This is a genomic window from Streptococcus oralis, from assembly GCF_001983955.1.
Taxonomy (GTDB): Bacteria; Bacillota; Bacilli; order Lactobacillales; family Streptococcaceae; genus Streptococcus; species Streptococcus jiangnanensis.
Genome location: NZ_CP019562.1, coordinates 1,310,003 through 1,326,093 on the forward strand (window position 1 = coordinate 1,310,003; position 16,091 = coordinate 1,326,093).

A 16,091-nucleotide genomic window follows, 5' to 3' on the forward strand; every position below is an offset into this window, starting at 1 on the left:
TATAATGGATAGGATTAGAACTTAGAAAGAATGATGAAAAATGAATACAGCTGATTTTGATTTCCACTTACCAGAGGAATTGATTGCACAAACGCCCCTTGAAAAACGAGATGCCTCCAAACTCCTTATCGTTAATCGTGAAACGGGAGAAATGCAGGATAAACACTTCCACTCTATTATTGATATGTTGGAACCTGGTGACGCCCTTGTCATGAATGACACTCGCGTTCTCCCTGCCCGCCTCTATGGTCAAAAGGAAGAAACAGGAGGTCATGTGGAGCTTCTCCTACTCAAAAATACTAGTGGTGATGAGTGGGAAGTTCTGGCTAAACCTGCTAAACGCCTCAAGATTGGGACTCGTGTTAACTTTGGCGATGGTCGCCTCAGCGCTGTCGTTACGGAAGAATTGACCCACGGGGGTCGCATTGTCCGCTTTGAATACCGAGGAATTTTCCTAGAAGTCTTGGAAAGTCTGGGTGAAATGCCACTACCGCCCTACATCCACGAAAAACTAGATGACCGTGAACGTTATCAAACGGTCTACGCTAAAGAAAGTGGCTCTGCTGCTGCACCAACTGCTGGACTGCACTTCACCAAAGAACTGCTAGCAGAAATCCAAGCCAAAGGTGTTCATCTGGTCTATCTCACTCTTCACGTCGGACTCGGAACCTTTAGACCCGTTTCTGTTGACAATCTTGACGAACATGAAATGCACTCGGAGTTCTACCAACTTTCTGAGGAAGCAGCTGCCACCCTTCGCTCAGTCAAGGAAAATGGAGGTCGCGTCATCGCTGTTGGAACCACTTCGATCCGCACACTGGAAACCATCGGTTCCAAGTTTAATGGGCAAATTCAAGCAGATTCTGGCTGGACCAATATCTTTATCAAACCAGGCTACGACTGGAAGGTTGTAGACGCCTTCTCAACCAACTTCCACCTGCCCAAATCAACTCTTGTTATGCTAGTTTCTGCCTTTGCCGGTCGTGACTTAGTCCTAGATGCCTATCACCATGCCATCCAAGAACACTACCGCTTCTTCAGTTTTGGAGATGCCATGTTTATCTATTAAGAAAATCCCTATTAGGAAACCTAATAGGGATTTTTCTAATTATTCCATACTAAACTTTGGATCTTTCAAGCTCTGAACACTGGCATTGATAACTGCTCCGATAATCAAAATCTTTGCAATGAGAATAAACCAGAACATCATGACCACCACGATAATGGAACTGAAAAATCGAACATCAACCAGATGATTGACATAACTATTGACGTAGACAGAAAAGATGTTCAATAAAAAGATAAGAGTTAGCAAGACAAAGACACTTCCTGGTAAAACATAGCGGATTCGTGGTGCTTTTACTTTTGGAAGGAAGTAATAGATCATAACTAGAATGGCAAAGATCAAGGCATAGACCAGAGGGCCTGTAAAGTCTTGCAGGTAGGAAAATAGCGGATTGTCTGATTGCCAGTAAGTTTTGAGGAGGTTGAGCAACATACGACCAAACATACTCAAAAACAAGGCCAAGGCAAAAAGAATCTGCAGGCCAAAACTAACAAGTAGACTCATCAACTGATGGGAGATAATGCCTCGACTCTTGGTCACTCCATAGGCTTTGTTAAAAGCTTTTTGGAGAAAATCCATTGATTTCGAAAAGGTCCAGAGGGCAGATAAAACGGCAAAACTCAGCAAACCAGTCGATGGTTGAGTCAGAACTTCTCGGACAATCTTGGCAACCACATCATACACCGTATCGGGCAAAAATTCCTTGATCGTCAGTAAGAAATTTGAGACTGGAATCTGAAAATAAGGCAAAATATTGACCATTATCATTAGTAAAGGAAAGATTGAAATCAACCAATAGTAGGCAACCGCAACACTGGTCAACTCGCTATCAGATGCTTGATAATAATGCAAAAAAGCTTTCAATAAGGGCTTATCCATTAGCTCCTTCCACCACTTTTTCATGTTTCATCCTCCGTCATTTTCTTCATCGTCTAAGTTCTTCTGATTAAATCTAGCATATCATAAGGTAAAGTATTTGCGGCTTCTTTCAGAGAATAATTCTCTAAATTATTCACATTTTGTCGTAGTTTTTTGGCATACTTGGCTGTTATCAGTTTAGCTTCTTCGTATTCAAAGATTGCCTTACGTTCGAGATAGTAGCCTCGTAGCATTTCATCAATATTGTTTGGCTTGATGCGATTGATAACCCGCTCAACAAAGGCACCACTTCCAATAATGGCCGTCTCGCGTAGACGAGACTCTTGCATAAAGCTAATCAGAGAACTCTTATAAACCCCTTTTAGGTTTTCCAAACTCTCGATAATCAACTCTGTATTTTCCAAATACAACTCTGAAATCTGATCATAGTCAACTGCTAGTAGTTTACGAGATTCTTCATTCATCCAACTACGGAAAGTTTTGCCAAAGGTAAACATTTCATGGAGTAGAAAGCGCAGTATCCGTAAGGAAACTAGGAAGTAATACGTCACTCTAGAAGCGAAATTCCGATTGATACTCTGCTCCATGTTTTTTAGGTAACGTTGGTAAACTCGATAGCCACGCTCGCTGATTCTATTTTCTTCGTAGGCTTGCTCCAAACCATCACTCTCAATACTCAAGATAAGAAGCTTGAGGGACTCCCAGTCCTCTTGGACTCTCTTATTTTCCAGACTAAGGATGAGGTTTTCAATCCGACCATGATAGTTATCAATAGCTGCATAAAGAGGAAGTTTGTTTTTGTGATGGTCTAGTTCTTTTTCTAATTCTGCAGCTACATCATTCAAAATCGCAATATGCATCAAATGATCCTTGCTTTCCTCTTGTTCCTCAGATAAGTGAGGGAGGAGCAATAAACCTGTTAGAAAGCTCAATAGTGTAACGCCTGCTACTAGGAAGAGCAACAAAGGATATTCCTGCTCCAAATGGCTTGGTATGAGGAGAATGGTCGCGATAGATACTGTCCCTTTGACACCAGAGAAGGTCAAAAGAAGCATATCTTTCATGTACTTATGAATTTTTTTCTTAAGTCGACGCGTTCTCACAAAGTAAAAACCAGCAATCATGACAAAGCGGATCGCAAAAAGCAAGAAGGTCAGAACGACAACTGAAAGCAGTAAAAGAAGGGGATTGTAGAGAGAATTAGACAAAATTGGCTCTGCTATCAACTCTAATTCCATTCCCAGGATAACAAAGACTGATCCATTTAGCATAAAGGTCACGGTGTGCCAAACGGTCTCCGTCACAGTGTCTACCTGAGCCTCAAGGAGCGTAATTTTCTTAAAGCGACTGGCCTTCAAAATACCTGCAACCACTACTGCGATAATCCCTGAAACATGAAACTCTTCTGCGATGAAAAAGGTCATGAGCGGCAAACTTAGCTCTAGCAATAGTTCACTGGCTATATCTATCGCTCGCACACTCAGTAAAAAGGTATGCAAGAAACGATTGACCATAGCCGTCACAAAACCGACTACAAAACCACCAAGTATAGAAAGTGCTAGGGAAGTTCCAGCTTGGCTGAGAGAAAAGGTTCCTGTTGTCCAAGCAGCCAGAGCCATCTGAAAGGCAACCAAACCAGAAGCGTCATTTAAGAGTCCTTCCCCTTTTAGGATATTGGAAACCCGTTTGGGAAAACGAAAACGTTCAGAAAGAGACGCGAAGGCAACCAAATCTGTTGGCCCAAGTGCCGCTCCAACTGCTAAACAGGCCGCCAAAGGAAGAGTCATCCAAAGGAAGTGAGCCATGCCCCCCAAGCTTAAGGTCGAGATAAAAATCACAGGAAAGATCAGAAAGACGACAATCCGCCAATGCTTCAAAATGGACGTAATATCCGCTTCTTCTGCCTCCCGGAAAAGTAAGGGACCAATAACCATGGCTAGAAACAGCTCTGTATTGAGATGAAAGTCCGCATCGGGAACAAATAAACCAATCCCAATCCCCAAAAGGATTTGTACAAGAGGAAGGGGCACAAAAGGCAGAAGTTTATTGGTCGTAGTTGAAATGATTAAGACAAATAAAAATAGAATCAAGTAAATGAGTAATTCCACACAATTCCTCCTTAATCTTTTTTACAACAAGATTCAAAAATCTCCTTTTGCTCTTGAATTTTCTGATCAATCTTAGAACAGTCTTTGTGCTCAATTTTTTTCTGGCATCGTTCCATTTCAAGAGCCACTAATTTTTTCTTAATTTTAAGCATTTTCTTGCTCATATGTGCTTCGTCGAGCACCCCAACTGCTCGCTCGTGATGCGTTGACTCGACAAAATTTTGGCGCATTGCCTCAAGCTTCTCACGAAGGTATTGTTTATCCATGTCTATACCTTTCTAATTTTTCAATCATAACTAAAAACGGTGGATTATTAACTTGGTTGAGAGTCCGATAAATGGTAGCTGTATACTCTTGTTGGTTCAACTGGCTAACAAACTCCAATACAGCATCCCTCTCAGTATCTCCTCCCTCATGACCATAGTAGATCATGATAGCAATCCGTCCCCCTTTGACAAGCAAATGACACAGCTTTTCTAAGGCTTCGATAGTGGTCTGAGGTTGAGTGATGACGGATTTGTCAGCAGAAGGCAGATAACCCAGATTAAAAATCCCTGCCTTAGCTTCTGTCACAAATTGATCAAGTGTCTCATGACCCTGCAAGATTAACTGGGCATTTGTCATTCCAGCCCGCTCCAAACGCTCTTGGGTTTTCTCCAAAGCCTGCTCCTGGATATCAAAGGCATAGACTTGCTTGGCTAGCTTGGCTAAAAATAGCGTATCGTGGCCATTACCCATAGTCGCATCCACTACGATATCCTCTTTTGTCACAACTCCCGCCAAAAAATCATGTGCCATCTCAAGTGGTCTTTTCATTTTTAAACTCCTGTTTTACAGCCTTGCATCCTTGCACACTTCCACGACGGCGCATCTCAGTTTCAATAGCATTTAGCACTTCCCATTTATTGAGGCTCCACATAGGACCAATCAACATATCTCTCGGTGCATCTCCTGTAATTCGATGGATGACGATATGCTTGGGAATGATTTCCAACTGGTCACAAATGACCTTGACATACTCGTCCTGACTCATCAGTTGCAAACGTCCTTCGTGGTAATCTCGCTGCATCCGTGTATTGGTCATGAGGTGAAGCAAGTGCAGCTTAATTCCTTGAATATCATTGTCCGTGACACAGCGACGGACATTTTCAATCATCATCTCATGAGTCTCACCGGGCAAACCATTGATCAAATGGGAAACAATCTCAATCTTGGGATACTTTCTCAAGCGTTTTACTGTTTCAACATACAATTCATAAGAATGGGCACGGTTAATCAAGTCAGAGGTTGCTTCAAAAGTGGTCTGCAAGCCCAATTCAACCGTCACATGCATACGCTCCGACAACTCAGCCAAATATTCGATAGTTTCGTCTGGTAAACAATCTGGCCGTGTTCCAATATTGATTCCAACTACACCTGGCTCGTTGATGGCCTGCTCATAACGTTCTCGGATGACTTCCACCTTTTCATGGGTGTTGGTAAAATTTTGAAAATAAACCAAGTACTTCTGAACATCTGGCCACTTGCGGTGCATAAAGTCAATTTCCTTATAAAATTGCTCACGGATAGGGGCATCCGGTGCCACAATGGCATCTCCAGAACCTGAAACCGTACAAAAAGTACAACCACCATGAGCTACAGTTCCATCACGATTTGGACAGTCAAATCCCGCATCAATAGGAACTTTGAAAGTCTTTTCTCCAAAAAGTTTTCGATAATAATCATTCAAGGTATTATAAGATTTCATAACTTTCATTATAACAAAAAACACCTACAATCTCAAAAGCCTGACTTTCCTACAAATTCCCTTGTTTCTCATTTCCTTTAGCGTTTTTTTATGATACAATATGGGTATGATTTTAATGAAAATAGCATCTATTTTATTATTGATATTAACCTTGGTGGTTTGCTTTATTGTCACCAAGCTTTTCGGACTTAGGAAAATAGGATTTAATTTCGCGGATCTCGCTTTTCCACTTTTGGTATTCGAGTACTATCTGATTACTGCTAAAGCTTTTACCCACAACTTTCTACCGCGACTTGGAGTCGCACTTTCTCTCCTAGCAATCCTCCTTGTAGTCTTTTTCCTTGTCAAAAAACGAAGTTTTTATTACCCTAAATTCATCAAATTCTTCTGGAGAGCCGGTTTTCTCCTTACCTTAATCATCTACATTTCTATGGTTGTCGAATTGATGATGCTCCCATAAAAAACATTCCCTCAGACAGCTGTCTAAGGGAATATTTTTATCTTCATACTTACTTTCTAAGCTCTACCAAAATACTTTTTCTTATTTCCTAAATGTCAAGGCGTAGAATTTGCCATCCCAAAGAAGCTTCATTTCCTTTTCCTTAACTTCGCTTGGAACAGCATTCTCAATTTCACTCAAATCAACAGTAGCATCTTTAAAATAATCCTTACTAAAATGATTTTTCTTATATTGCTGATCCACATAGTCAGCCGTCTCATCTGCAATTAAAATCTTAGTCCCTGGCTTCGCCACTCGTAGCATTTCCTGCATAGCCTTGGCCTTATCATTGAAAAAATTGATTCCGCCAATATGGTAGACAATGTCAAAACTATTATCCGCAAAGGGGAGATCCTCCGCGCAAGCATGGAAAAGTTGCAGATTGGTCTTTTTAGCGCAAGATTTCTGGCATTTTTTTAGCATACTGATAGAAATATCTACCCCTACAAAATCTAAACTTTTCAGGTCAATTGTCTCAGGAATATAACGTAGGTCTTGACCAGTCCCTATAGAGACATAGAGAACAGATAAATTATCTTTCCATTCTATTTCCTCCATCAGATCCCTTCTCAACTTATCAATTGCTTTGCCGTGGAGAAGTGGTCCTATCCATTTCTCACTCATATCGTACCAGCGAGCCATACGGTTATACATGGTCATGTATTTAGCATTATCTCCAGATAGATAATCTGGATTAAGAGACAGATAGATATCGCCATCTTTTTGAAAATTTTCTACCTTTAAACCTGACTTCAATTTATCTTGTAATCTTGTTTCAATCATATGCAACATCTCCTTTTTTATTTGTCACCTATTATAGAGGATTTCGTAGCAAAAATAATAGCTTTTCAGTAAGTGGCAACTATCCACTTGTATCCGGTAGTAGAACCAGGGTCAGTTACAAAAAAACAAGTGCCAATTTCCATTGACACTTGTTTCCACTTTTAAACTGTCTTGCAAAATTTCGTGAAAGATACCGTTTAAAAAACTTAATCTTCTTTTTTGCGTCTTGCCAAGAATCCTGTTCCCAATCCAAGAAGGGCGATTCCAGCTACTAGAGCCACTTGGTTAGACTCGCTTCCTGTATTAGGCAATTCCCCACCTTTTTTAGGCTTACCTGGTTCATTTGGTTTGCCAGGTGTTGGTTTTTCAGGAGTGTGCGTATTTGTAATGTTGTAACCTTCTACTGAAGCTGTATAACCATCTGGAACATTCACTTCTTCAACAGTGTAGGCAATCTCCTTACCTTCTTGATAACGATCAAGACCTGTAAACTCATAAGTCCAGCCACTTGTTTCTGACACTGTAGCTGTCTGACCAGTTTCCTTACCATCTGCAAGAAGTTTTACGGTGATAGATGCTGGACGGATGCCATCTTTGTTATCTTCATCTTTCCAGATCTTCTTACCTTTTACAGATGTTTTCTCTGGAGTATGTTCGTTGGTAATGGTGTACTTGCCATCCTTATCTGTAGTGATGGTTGCTTTGTATTCTGTCATAGCAGTTTCTTTGACAGTGTACTTGATTTCCTTACCATTCTCATACTTAGGAAGTTTTTTAGATTCGAACTTCCAGCCAGTTTTTTCTGAAACTTCAATTTCTTGAACAACCTTGTCGCCGTTAAGAATTTGAACTTTCACAGATGTTGTACGTTTGCCGTCTTGGTTGTTGTTATCTTTCCACACCTTAGTTCCTGAAAGAACAACTGTTTCTGGTGTGTGAGTGTTTGTCACGACCTGACCAGTCACAGAGGCTTCGTAACCAGCTGGTACATCCACTTCCTTGATAGAATAGGTGATTTCTTTTCCAGCTTCGTATTGTGGAAGATTGGTGAAGGATGCTACCCAAGTGTTATCGTCAGTCTTATCCTTAGCTGTTAAGGTCAATTTCTTACCTTCAACGGCTACTGGATCTGCATTTCCTACTTTTTTATAAAGTTGAACCGTTACGGACTCAGGACGCTTGCCGTCTTGGTTGTTCGCGTCCTTCCATACTTTTGTTACCTTGTAGTCAATTTCTTTAGGAGCATATTTGTTTGTGATGGTAAAGTCTGTAATAGTCGCTTCGTATTCTGCTACGGCTTCTTCTGTTACAGTGTATTTGATTTCTTTACCAGCTTTATATTTTGCTAATTTTTCGAATGTAGCAGTCCAAGTTCCGTCTGCGGCTGCTTGAACCTCTTTCGATGCTACTTTCTCACCGTCTGCTAAAAGATTGATTGTAATCTTAGTCGGACGTTTGCTGTCTTGGTTATTCGCGTCATCCCAGTTCTTAGTTGCTTTTACATCAACTGTTTCTGGTGAATAGCTATTTGTGATGGTGAATCCTGATGCAGCATCACCAGTAATTTCAGAAGTATAACCAGCAACAGTTACTTCTACTACTGTGTACTTAATAGGTGTTCCGCCTTTATCAGCATCAAGGTCTTTGAAGCTTCCAGCCCAACCATTTGCTTCAGTCAATTCAAGTGTTTTACCAGTATCTTGACCATCTGCAAGCAATTTAACTGTGACAGAAGATGGGCGTTTACCATCTTGGTTGTTCACGTCCTTCCATACTTTCTTAACAGAAACTTCCGTTTTTGCTGGAGTGTAAGTATTCTCGAAAGCTTTTTCGTCATCGTAAGAAACAGTTGCTTCAAGTGCACCTTTGCCCTTATCTACTACAGTAACTGTAGCCGTGACAGTTTTAGTGTCGTACTTGATGCTTGTATCACTGCCAGCTTTTTCAGCAATTTTAAAGGTATAAGTCCCTGCTTTGTCAAATTCCAATTCTGAGAAAGCAATGTTTCCGTCTTTGTCATTCTTCACAGTTTCTTTCACCTTACCATCTTGGTCTGTTAAAGTGAATTCAAACTCTTCAGCCTTCAACTCACGTCCTGTAAGTTTTTTATTAGCTTTAATCTTAACTTTAACTTTGCTACGTTTATTTGTAACTGTTTTGATAGCTCCATCTTGTCCAACAGTCATCTCAAATGGAGTAGGATTCAACTCATATCCCTCAGGAGCCTCAATTTCGGTTACCGTAAAGTTCCCTTTCTTGATATCACTTTCTGAGTAAATAGATGATTCAGCAATTCCGTCATCATTTGTCGTTACAATTTCTTCTTTAGCCGTAGCTCCTGCCGGAGGAGTAATCTTGAATTTTGCTCCTTTTAGACGGTCATGAGTCAGCTCGTCCACCTTATAAAGAATGATACGGTAAGCTGTCTCTAATTGTATAGTTCCTCCTGAGGCCACAACAGAATTACCAATCTGCTGAAGTACCGTCTTATTACTATAATCTTGATACTCCAGTTTTTTATCATTGGCTTTTACTTCGACATTATTCAGTACTTTTGTACCATCTCCTGGAGCGCTCGTTTTATAACCAATTCGAAAAGCTGCTGGTTTTCCATTTTTAGCTACGATAGAAGAAGCGTTGTTAATGATAATGGTGAATTCTGTATAAGAATTATTCCACTTAATTTCGTAATCTTTACCAGCTTCTAAAACTACCTCGTCTTTCATGTAGTATACTTTGTTATACCAACCTGCTATAACACTGAGAGATTCTGGAATCATTTGCATTGGTGACGAATTTGGATCGACCCAATCATGAATCTCAATTTTATCATATGAAGCTTGCTTTGGATTGACCCTAACATACCACGTATGAAGATATTGACCACTCTTATTTAAAGCTTTTGAGGTCCAGGCTTCCTTACTAATTAATCCATGATATTTACTAAAGTTGGCTTTGCCAATCCCTTCAGAATAATCAACCTCACCTCTTCGACCAACCCTGATTTGATAAGTAATTTCATTTATTGTTTCTGTCTTTTCAAAGCGTAGTGTTTGCTCACTTAGTTCATTCTTAGAACTAAATCCAAGATAGAAGCTTCCTCTAACATTCTGAACGTAGATTCCCTTCTTCTTCTCTAGGTAAGTTTTTAAATTTTTTAGGGTAATTGTAGCCTTTCCACCATTATTATCACCATTTGACACAATTTTTGCTTCTCCTATAACAAGGTCTGTTTCCTTGTCCTTTAGATCAAAAGTTTCCTCTCTAACTGACAAAGGACCTGGAACGGTGAATGTAAAGGTGTCACCATCCTCCAACTTACCATCGTAAGCACTTAAATCATAATCTACGATAAACTTGTAGTTCGGGTAATCATTATGCTCAGGAGACAGAGTATAAACACCATTCGCATCCGGTTTTATAAATCTACCATTATCAACCTCCCAAATTCCAATATTACTGATAACGTTCTTCAGTTCCTTTGCTTGAACTGAATTTGGAGCAAAGATCATCCCTAGCAAACAGGCCAGAGAGGTTAGGATGGGTAACCAAAATTTCTTGTTCTTCATAATCTTCCTTTCTAAATTACCGAAAACATTAAAACGACCAACTCTGATAATAGATTCCCAATACTCATCTCCTTTCAGACTTATTGAAATACATGAGAGTTATTAATTAAACTACATCATATTAACATATTTCATAACTATATGTGAGTACAATACTTATCGTATTTGTTCTGTACTTAATATAGAAATTTCCTTTAATTTCATTATAAAACAAAATTAACTTTTTTTGTAATATTATGAGGTTATTGCCTTTTGAAAATGTTGACACAGTGTAAAATTACTGTCATAAAAATTAATTCTTTCATCACACTGAAGTTTCTTTAAGTTTAGTGTACACATACGAACAACTTCTCTTTTACACAAACAGAAAGAAACATTGCACAAAACATTCCATTTATTTATAAGTTTGATACACCTTAATAATTATCCAAACTATTTTATATAAGTAAAAATCGGAAGAGATTTAGCAATAGTCATATACCATACTGGTAAATAGTTTAATTTATCATATTTCATTATTCTGAATCATAGAAAAAAGACCAGGGGGTTATCCCTGATCTTTCTTTACTGTACTTATTGGCTACTAAATGAGATTAGTCTTCTTTTCTTCGTTTAGTTGCTACAAGACCTGCACCTAAAGCTAGAAGAGCTAAACCTGCTGCTAATGCAGCTTGTCCAGATTCACTTCCAGTGTTTGGTAGGTTAGGATTTTCTGGTTCAGTTTGGTCCGTTACTACTAACTTACCATCCTTAAACTCAACCTGATTTCCACTAGCATTTACCACTGTTACAGTTCCGTCGTAGTTAACTTGGAATGTAATATCTGTTACTGCTAAGTATCCAGTTGGAGCGGCTTCTTCATGGAAAGTATATACTCCTGGAGTCAAATCAAGTACATGTGATTGATTGGCTTTTGAAGTCCATTCAGCCACAGGACTACCTGCAACTTTTTCTCCACGGAAAATTTGGATTTTTGCACCCGCGATTTCTTCACCCGCTAGATTTACCTTGCTGAAGGTGATCTTACGTGGAAGGTCATCATCTTTATCAGTTACAGTTACAGTTGAACCGTTTGTGGCAACTTTGTTTTCTTCACCTTTAGAGTCTTTTTCACCAACATTTGTCACTTCCACTGTGCCATCATGTTTGACTTGGAAAGTGATGTCCGTTACTTTGAGGTATCCAGTTGGGGCTGCTTCCTCATGGAAGGTGTAAGTACCTGGAGCCAAGTTAAGATCTTTAGACTTACCAGCTTCTGAAGTCCAGCTTTCTACGGCTGTGCCTTCTGCCTTGTCGCCCTTGTAGATCTTGATTTGAGCGCCTGCGATTTCTGTTCCACCAAGGCTAACCTTGCTAAAGGTAATCTTACGTGGAAGGTCATCATCTTTATCAGTTACAGTTACAGTTGAACCGTTTGTGGCAACTTTGTTTTCTTCACCCTTAGAGTCTTTCTCACCAACGTTTGTCACTTCCACTGTGCCATCATGTTTGACTTGGAAAGTGATGTCCGTTACTTTGAGGTAACCGGTTGGAGCTGCTTCCTCATGGAAGGTGTAAGTACCTGGGGCCAAGTTGAGATCTTTAGACTTACCAGCTTCAGATGTCCAGCTTTCTACGGCTGTGCCTTCTGCCTTATCGCCCTTGTAGATCTTGATTTGAGCACCCGCGATTTCTTCACCCGCTAGATTTACCTTGCTGAAGGTAATCTTACGTGGTAGGTCATCATCTTTATCAGTTACAGTTACAGTTGAACCGTTTGTGGCAACTTTGTTTTCTTCACCCTTAGAGTCTTTCTCACCAACGTTTGTCACTTCCACTGTGCCATCATGTTTGACTTGGAAAGTGATGTCCGTTACTTTGAGGTAACCGGTTGGAGCTGCTTCCTCATGGAAGGTGTAAGTACCTGGAGCCAAGTTAAGATCTTTAGACTTACCAGCTTCTGAAGTCCAGCTTTCTACGGCTGTGCCTTCTGCCTTGTCGCCCTTGTAGATCTTGATTTGAGCGCCTGCGATTTCTGTTCCACCAAGGCTAACCTTGCTGAAGGTAATCTTACGTGGTAGGTCATCATCTTTATCAGTTACAGTTACAGTTGAACCGTTTGTGGCAACTTTGTTTTCTTCACCCTTAGAGTCTTTCTCACCAACGTTTGTCACTTCCACTGTGCCATCATGTTTGACTTGGAAAGTGATGTCCGTTACTTTGAGGTAACCGGTTGGAGCTGCTTCCTCATGGAAGGTGTAAGTACCTGGAGCCAAGTTAAGATCTTTAGACTTACCAGCTTCTGAAGTCCAGCTTTCTACGGCTGTGCCTTCTGCCTTGTCGCCCTTGTAGATCTTGATTTGAGCGCCTGCGATTTCTGTACCACCAAGGTTAACTTTACTGAAAGTAATAGCTTTTGGACTATCATCGTCTTTATCCGTTACTGTAACAGTTGAGCCATTGGTTACGACTTTGTTTTCTTCACCCTTAGAGTCTTTCTCACCAACGTTGGTCACTTCCACTGTGCCATCATGTTTGACTTGGAAAGTGATGTCCGTTACTTTGAGGTAACCGGTTGGAGCTGCTTCCTCATGGAAGGTGTAAGTACCTGGGGCCAAGTTGAGATCTTTAGACTTACCAGCTTCTGAAGTCCAGCTTTCTACAGCTGTACCTTCTGCCTTATCGCCTTTGAAGATCTTGATTTGAGCGCCTGCGATTTCTGTTCCACCAAGGCTAACCTTGCTGAAGGTAATCTTACGTGGAAGGTCATCGTCTTTATCGGTTATAGTTACAGTTGAGCCGTTGGTAACGACTTTGTTTTCTTCACCTTTAGAGTCTTTCTCACCAACGTTGGTCACTTCCACTGTGCCATCATGTTTGACTTGGAAAGTGATGTCGGTTATTTTGAGGTAGCCTGTTGGAGCGGCCTCCTCATGGAAGGTGTAAGTGCCTGGAGACAAATTCAAGTCTTTAGACTTACCAGCTTCTGAAGTCCAGCTTTCTACAGCTGTACCTTCTGCCTTATCGCCCTTGTAGATCTTGATTTGTGCTCCTGCGATTTCTGTACCACCAAGGCTAACCTTACTGAAGGTAATCTTACGTGGACTATCATCATCTTTATCAGTGACTTTGATTGTTGAACCATCGGTTACGACTGTATTGTCCTCGCCTTTAGCATCCTTAGTACCAACATTCGTCACTTTAACTGTTCCATCATAGTTAACTTGGAAAGTGATATCCGTTACTTTGAGGTATCCAGTTGGGGCTGCTTCCTCATGGAAGGTGTAAGTACCTGGGGCCAAGTTCAATTCTTTAGACTTACCAGCTTCTGAAGTCCAGCTTTCTACAGCTGTACCTTCTGCCTTATCGCCTTTGAAGATCTTGATTTGTGCTCCTGCGATTTCAACCCCACCAAGACTAATTTTACTGAACGTGATTTTACGAGCTACATCGTCATCTTTATCAGTAACTGTCAGAGTTGAATTTTGGGCTACAACACGATTGTCTTCACCTTTAGAATCTTTTTCACCTACTTTTGTCACTTCAACAGTACCGTTAGGTTTAACTTGGAAAGTGATATCCGTTACTTTGAGGTAGCCAGTTGGGGCTGCTTCCTCATGGAAAGTGTAGATACCAGGTTCAAGATTCAATTGCTTAGGTTGGTCAGTTGAAGTCCAGCTTTCTACGGCTGTACCTTCAGCTTTTTCGCCCTTGTAGATCTTAATCTGTGCACCAGCGATTTCATTTCCTCCAAGGTTTACCTTACTGAAGGTAATCGCCTTTGGAGTTGTATCTTCTTTGTCAGTGATTGACAAAACAGAACCAGTTGTTACGACAGTATCTGTTGTACCTTTTTTGACAATTGTAATAGAACCATCAGCATTGACCGTGAAGGTAACATCATCAACATACTGATACCCATCTGGAGCAACGGACTCTGTTAGAGTATAGGTACCAGGAGCTAATTTAATCACTTTAGAAGTATTAGCTTCTGTTGTCCAGTCTGCTACAGGTGGAGCTTCTGGTCTTACACGATCTCCACTATAGATTTTCAGTTCCGCTCCTGGAATTTCTTTTCCATTTGGATCCACCTTTTTGAAAGTAATCTCTTTCTCAGTTGGTGTCTTCGGAGGTGTCTTCTTATTTTCAATTCGACGTTCTACTGATTTGTCTGAACCAAACTCATCTGGAGAAATTTTAATATCTTCAGTTAATTTGTCATAGCCAAGAGGAGCAGTTACTTCACGAATTGTATAGTTGTCTCGCAACAATTTGCCTACACTAGCGTTACCATCAGAATCTGTTGTCAATCGTCCAACAACGGCTTGGTTACGATCACGAATCACTTCAAAAACTGCACCTTGTAAAGGTTGGCCTGCTTCGTCTACCTTATGAATTTTAATGGTGAAAACATATCCTTCCGCAACACCACCTGCAATCTGGTAAATACGCGTGCTAGTTGATTGTTCATTCTCACTACCATTGTAACTCATGTTAGCTACGTTCGTAATTTCCTCTCCATCAACAAGATCGTAATTCGCTTTAGCTCGATACTCGATCATATAACCAAAACCATTAGTATCTCCTAAAGGAAGGGTGAAACCATCACTATTCGCATTTACCACTAGTTGGTTTTTAAAGGTTTCAGTCATATCCTGAGCATCGGACCATTTCCAGTCTCCGTTATTCCAGCTCCAGTTTACTTTATAAATACGAAAAGTATCTGGTAGGAATATCATATTTGGAGAAGAGAAAGCATCTTTGATAGTGACATCACTGTAGTTCGCCATATTGCGGTTTACAGTAATGTTATAACGGATTACATTTTTCTCGTCATCCTTGTATTGGAAGGAACTCTTTTCAATTTTAGAGTCGTATTTCCCTGGAGGGCCGTTATAACGGATTTTCCCTGCAAATAGAACTCTATGGCCTACTGTAACGTTAACATCAACGTCTTTTTCTTCTGAAACAACGTCATGGTCAACTCGGACATAGACAAAGAATTTCCCCCTAACGCCAGAATTATTCTCAACAAATTTTGTATAAGTGAGAGTAATTGTTTTGCTAGCTGCATCTAAACGACCAGTAGCTACAAGATTGTTAGAAGCATCTCGTAATTCAATGTCTGAAGAGTTTGAAAATGTAATCTCTGATGGCAATTGAAGTGTTGTTGTATCACCTTCATGCACCGTATTATCTGGCAAAACAAAATCTGCAGTAAGACGGAATTCTTGCCAAATATCCAACCCTTGCGTTAAAGCTTCACCAGATCTGTTTTCAACACCAACACTAGTGATAACATCATTATACTCTGTCGCATGTACTTGCGTCAGAGGGGCAAACGATTGGAGAATAACTCCCAAACAAAGAATAAGAATCTGAATCCAAGATCTTATTTTCTTGTTCATTGAATCTTCCTTTCTTAATAATATTCAATTGTAAATGTACAATGTAATTGTAA

Annotated in this window: 10 protein-coding genes; 2 read left to right on the forward strand and 8 right to left on the reverse strand. The window is 40.3% G+C overall.

The genetic code is table 11. The features are described 5' to 3' along the window. The first annotated feature begins 40 nt into the window (after nt 1-40). Nucleotides 41-1,069 carry a tRNA preQ1(34) S-adenosylmethionine ribosyltransferase-isomerase QueA gene (queA, locus tag BWR56_RS06425; protein ID WP_049505546.1) on the forward strand — a complete coding sequence of 343 codons (1,029 nt, stop codon included), beginning with the start codon at nt 41-43 and terminating at the stop codon, nt 1,067-1,069. 39 nt (nt 1,070-1,108) lie between these two features. Here queA and BWR56_RS06430 read toward each other — a convergent pair whose 3' ends face one another. The 5 genes from BWR56_RS06430 to mnmL are packed head-to-tail and all read right to left on the reverse strand — an operon-like array spanning nt 1,109 to nt 5,809. Then, a complete protein-coding gene (locus BWR56_RS06430; protein ID WP_049505547.1) occupies nt 1,109-1,969 on the reverse strand; it encodes a YihY/virulence factor BrkB family protein in 861 nt (286 codons plus the stop codon). A gap of 29 nt (nt 1,970-1,998) precedes the next feature. Next, nucleotides 1,999-4,053: a cation:proton antiporter gene (locus BWR56_RS06435; RefSeq protein ID WP_049505548.1), complete on the reverse strand. Its 2,055-nt coding sequence runs from the start codon at nt 4,051-4,053 to the stop codon at nt 1,999-2,001. Nucleotides 4,054-4,064: 11 nt separating this feature from the next. Continuing rightward, nucleotides 4,065-4,319, reverse strand: a complete 255-nt coding sequence (locus BWR56_RS06440; RefSeq protein WP_000361094.1) for a hypothetical protein — start codon at nt 4,317-4,319, stop codon at nt 4,065-4,067. Next, nucleotides 4,312-4,869, reverse strand: coding sequence for a tRNA 5-(aminomethyl)-2-thiouridylate-methyltransferase MnmM (gene mnmM, locus BWR56_RS06445; protein ID WP_076984677.1), 558 nt, complete (start codon nt 4,867-4,869; stop codon nt 4,312-4,314). The genes BWR56_RS06440 and mnmM overlap by 8 nt, the downstream gene beginning before the upstream one ends. Continuing rightward, on the reverse strand, nt 4,853-5,809 hold the full coding sequence (gene mnmL / locus BWR56_RS06450) for a tRNA modification radical SAM protein MnmL/YtqA (protein ID WP_000867026.1): 957 nt from the start codon (nt 5,807-5,809) through the stop codon (nt 4,853-4,855). The genes mnmM and mnmL overlap by 17 nt, the downstream gene beginning before the upstream one ends. Before the next feature lie 91 nt (nt 5,810-5,900). Here mnmL and BWR56_RS06455 point away from each other — a divergent pair, with 91 nt between their 5' ends. Continuing rightward, nucleotides 5,901-6,260: a DUF3397 domain-containing protein gene (locus BWR56_RS06455; RefSeq protein WP_049505549.1), complete on the forward strand. Its 360-nt coding sequence runs from the start codon at nt 5,901-5,903 to the stop codon at nt 6,258-6,260. 81 nt (nt 6,261-6,341) lie between these two features. Here BWR56_RS06455 and BWR56_RS06460 read toward each other — a convergent pair whose 3' ends face one another. From BWR56_RS06460 to BWR56_RS06470, 3 genes are all read right to left on the reverse strand, one after another. Next, nucleotides 6,342-7,082 carry a class I SAM-dependent methyltransferase gene (locus BWR56_RS06460; RefSeq protein ID WP_049505550.1) on the reverse strand — a complete coding sequence of 247 codons (741 nt, stop codon included), beginning with the start codon at nt 7,080-7,082 and terminating at the stop codon, nt 6,342-6,344. A gap of 206 nt (nt 7,083-7,288) precedes the next feature. Next, nucleotides 7,289-10,651: a Cna B-type domain-containing protein gene (locus tag BWR56_RS06465; RefSeq protein WP_076984678.1), complete on the reverse strand. Its 3,363-nt coding sequence runs from the start codon at nt 10,649-10,651 to the stop codon at nt 7,289-7,291. Between the two features lie 593 nt (nt 10,652-11,244). Beyond that, on the reverse strand, nt 11,245-16,038 hold the full coding sequence (locus BWR56_RS06470; RefSeq protein ID WP_076984679.1) for a SpaA isopeptide-forming pilin-related protein: 4,794 nt from the start codon (nt 16,036-16,038) through the stop codon (nt 11,245-11,247). Nucleotides 16,039-16,091 lie beyond the last annotated feature (53 nt).

Bases quoted from the DNA above. Each gene is read 5' to 3' on its own strand.
- queA (WP_049505546.1), top strand. From the start codon at position 41: ATGAATACAGCTGATTTTGATTTCCACTTACCAGAGGAATTGATTGCA.
- BWR56_RS06430 (WP_049505547.1), bottom strand. From the start codon at position 1,969: ATGAAAAAGTGGTGGAAGGAGCTAATGGATAAGCCCTTATTGAAAGCT.
- BWR56_RS06440 (WP_000361094.1), bottom strand. From the start codon at position 4,319: ATGGATAAACAATACCTTCGTGAGAAGCTTGAGGCAATGCGCCAAAAT.
- mnmM (WP_076984677.1), bottom strand. From the start codon at position 4,869: ATGAAAAGACCACTTGAGATGGCACATGATTTTTTGGCGGGAGTTGTG.
- mnmL (WP_000867026.1), bottom strand. From the start codon at position 5,809: ATGAAAGTTATGAAATCTTATAATACCTTGAATGATTATTATCGAAAA.
- BWR56_RS06455 (WP_049505549.1), top strand. From the start codon at position 5,901: ATGGGTATGATTTTAATGAAAATAGCATCTATTTTATTATTGATATTA.
- BWR56_RS06460 (WP_049505550.1), bottom strand. From the start codon at position 7,082: ATGATTGAAACAAGATTACAAGATAAATTGAAGTCAGGTTTAAAGGTA.
- BWR56_RS06465 (WP_076984678.1), bottom strand. From the start codon at position 10,651: ATGAAGAACAAGAAATTTTGGTTACCCATCCTAACCTCTCTGGCCTGT.
- BWR56_RS06470 (WP_076984679.1), bottom strand. From the start codon at position 16,038: ATGAACAAGAAAATAAGATCTTGGATTCAGATTCTTATTCTTTGTTTG.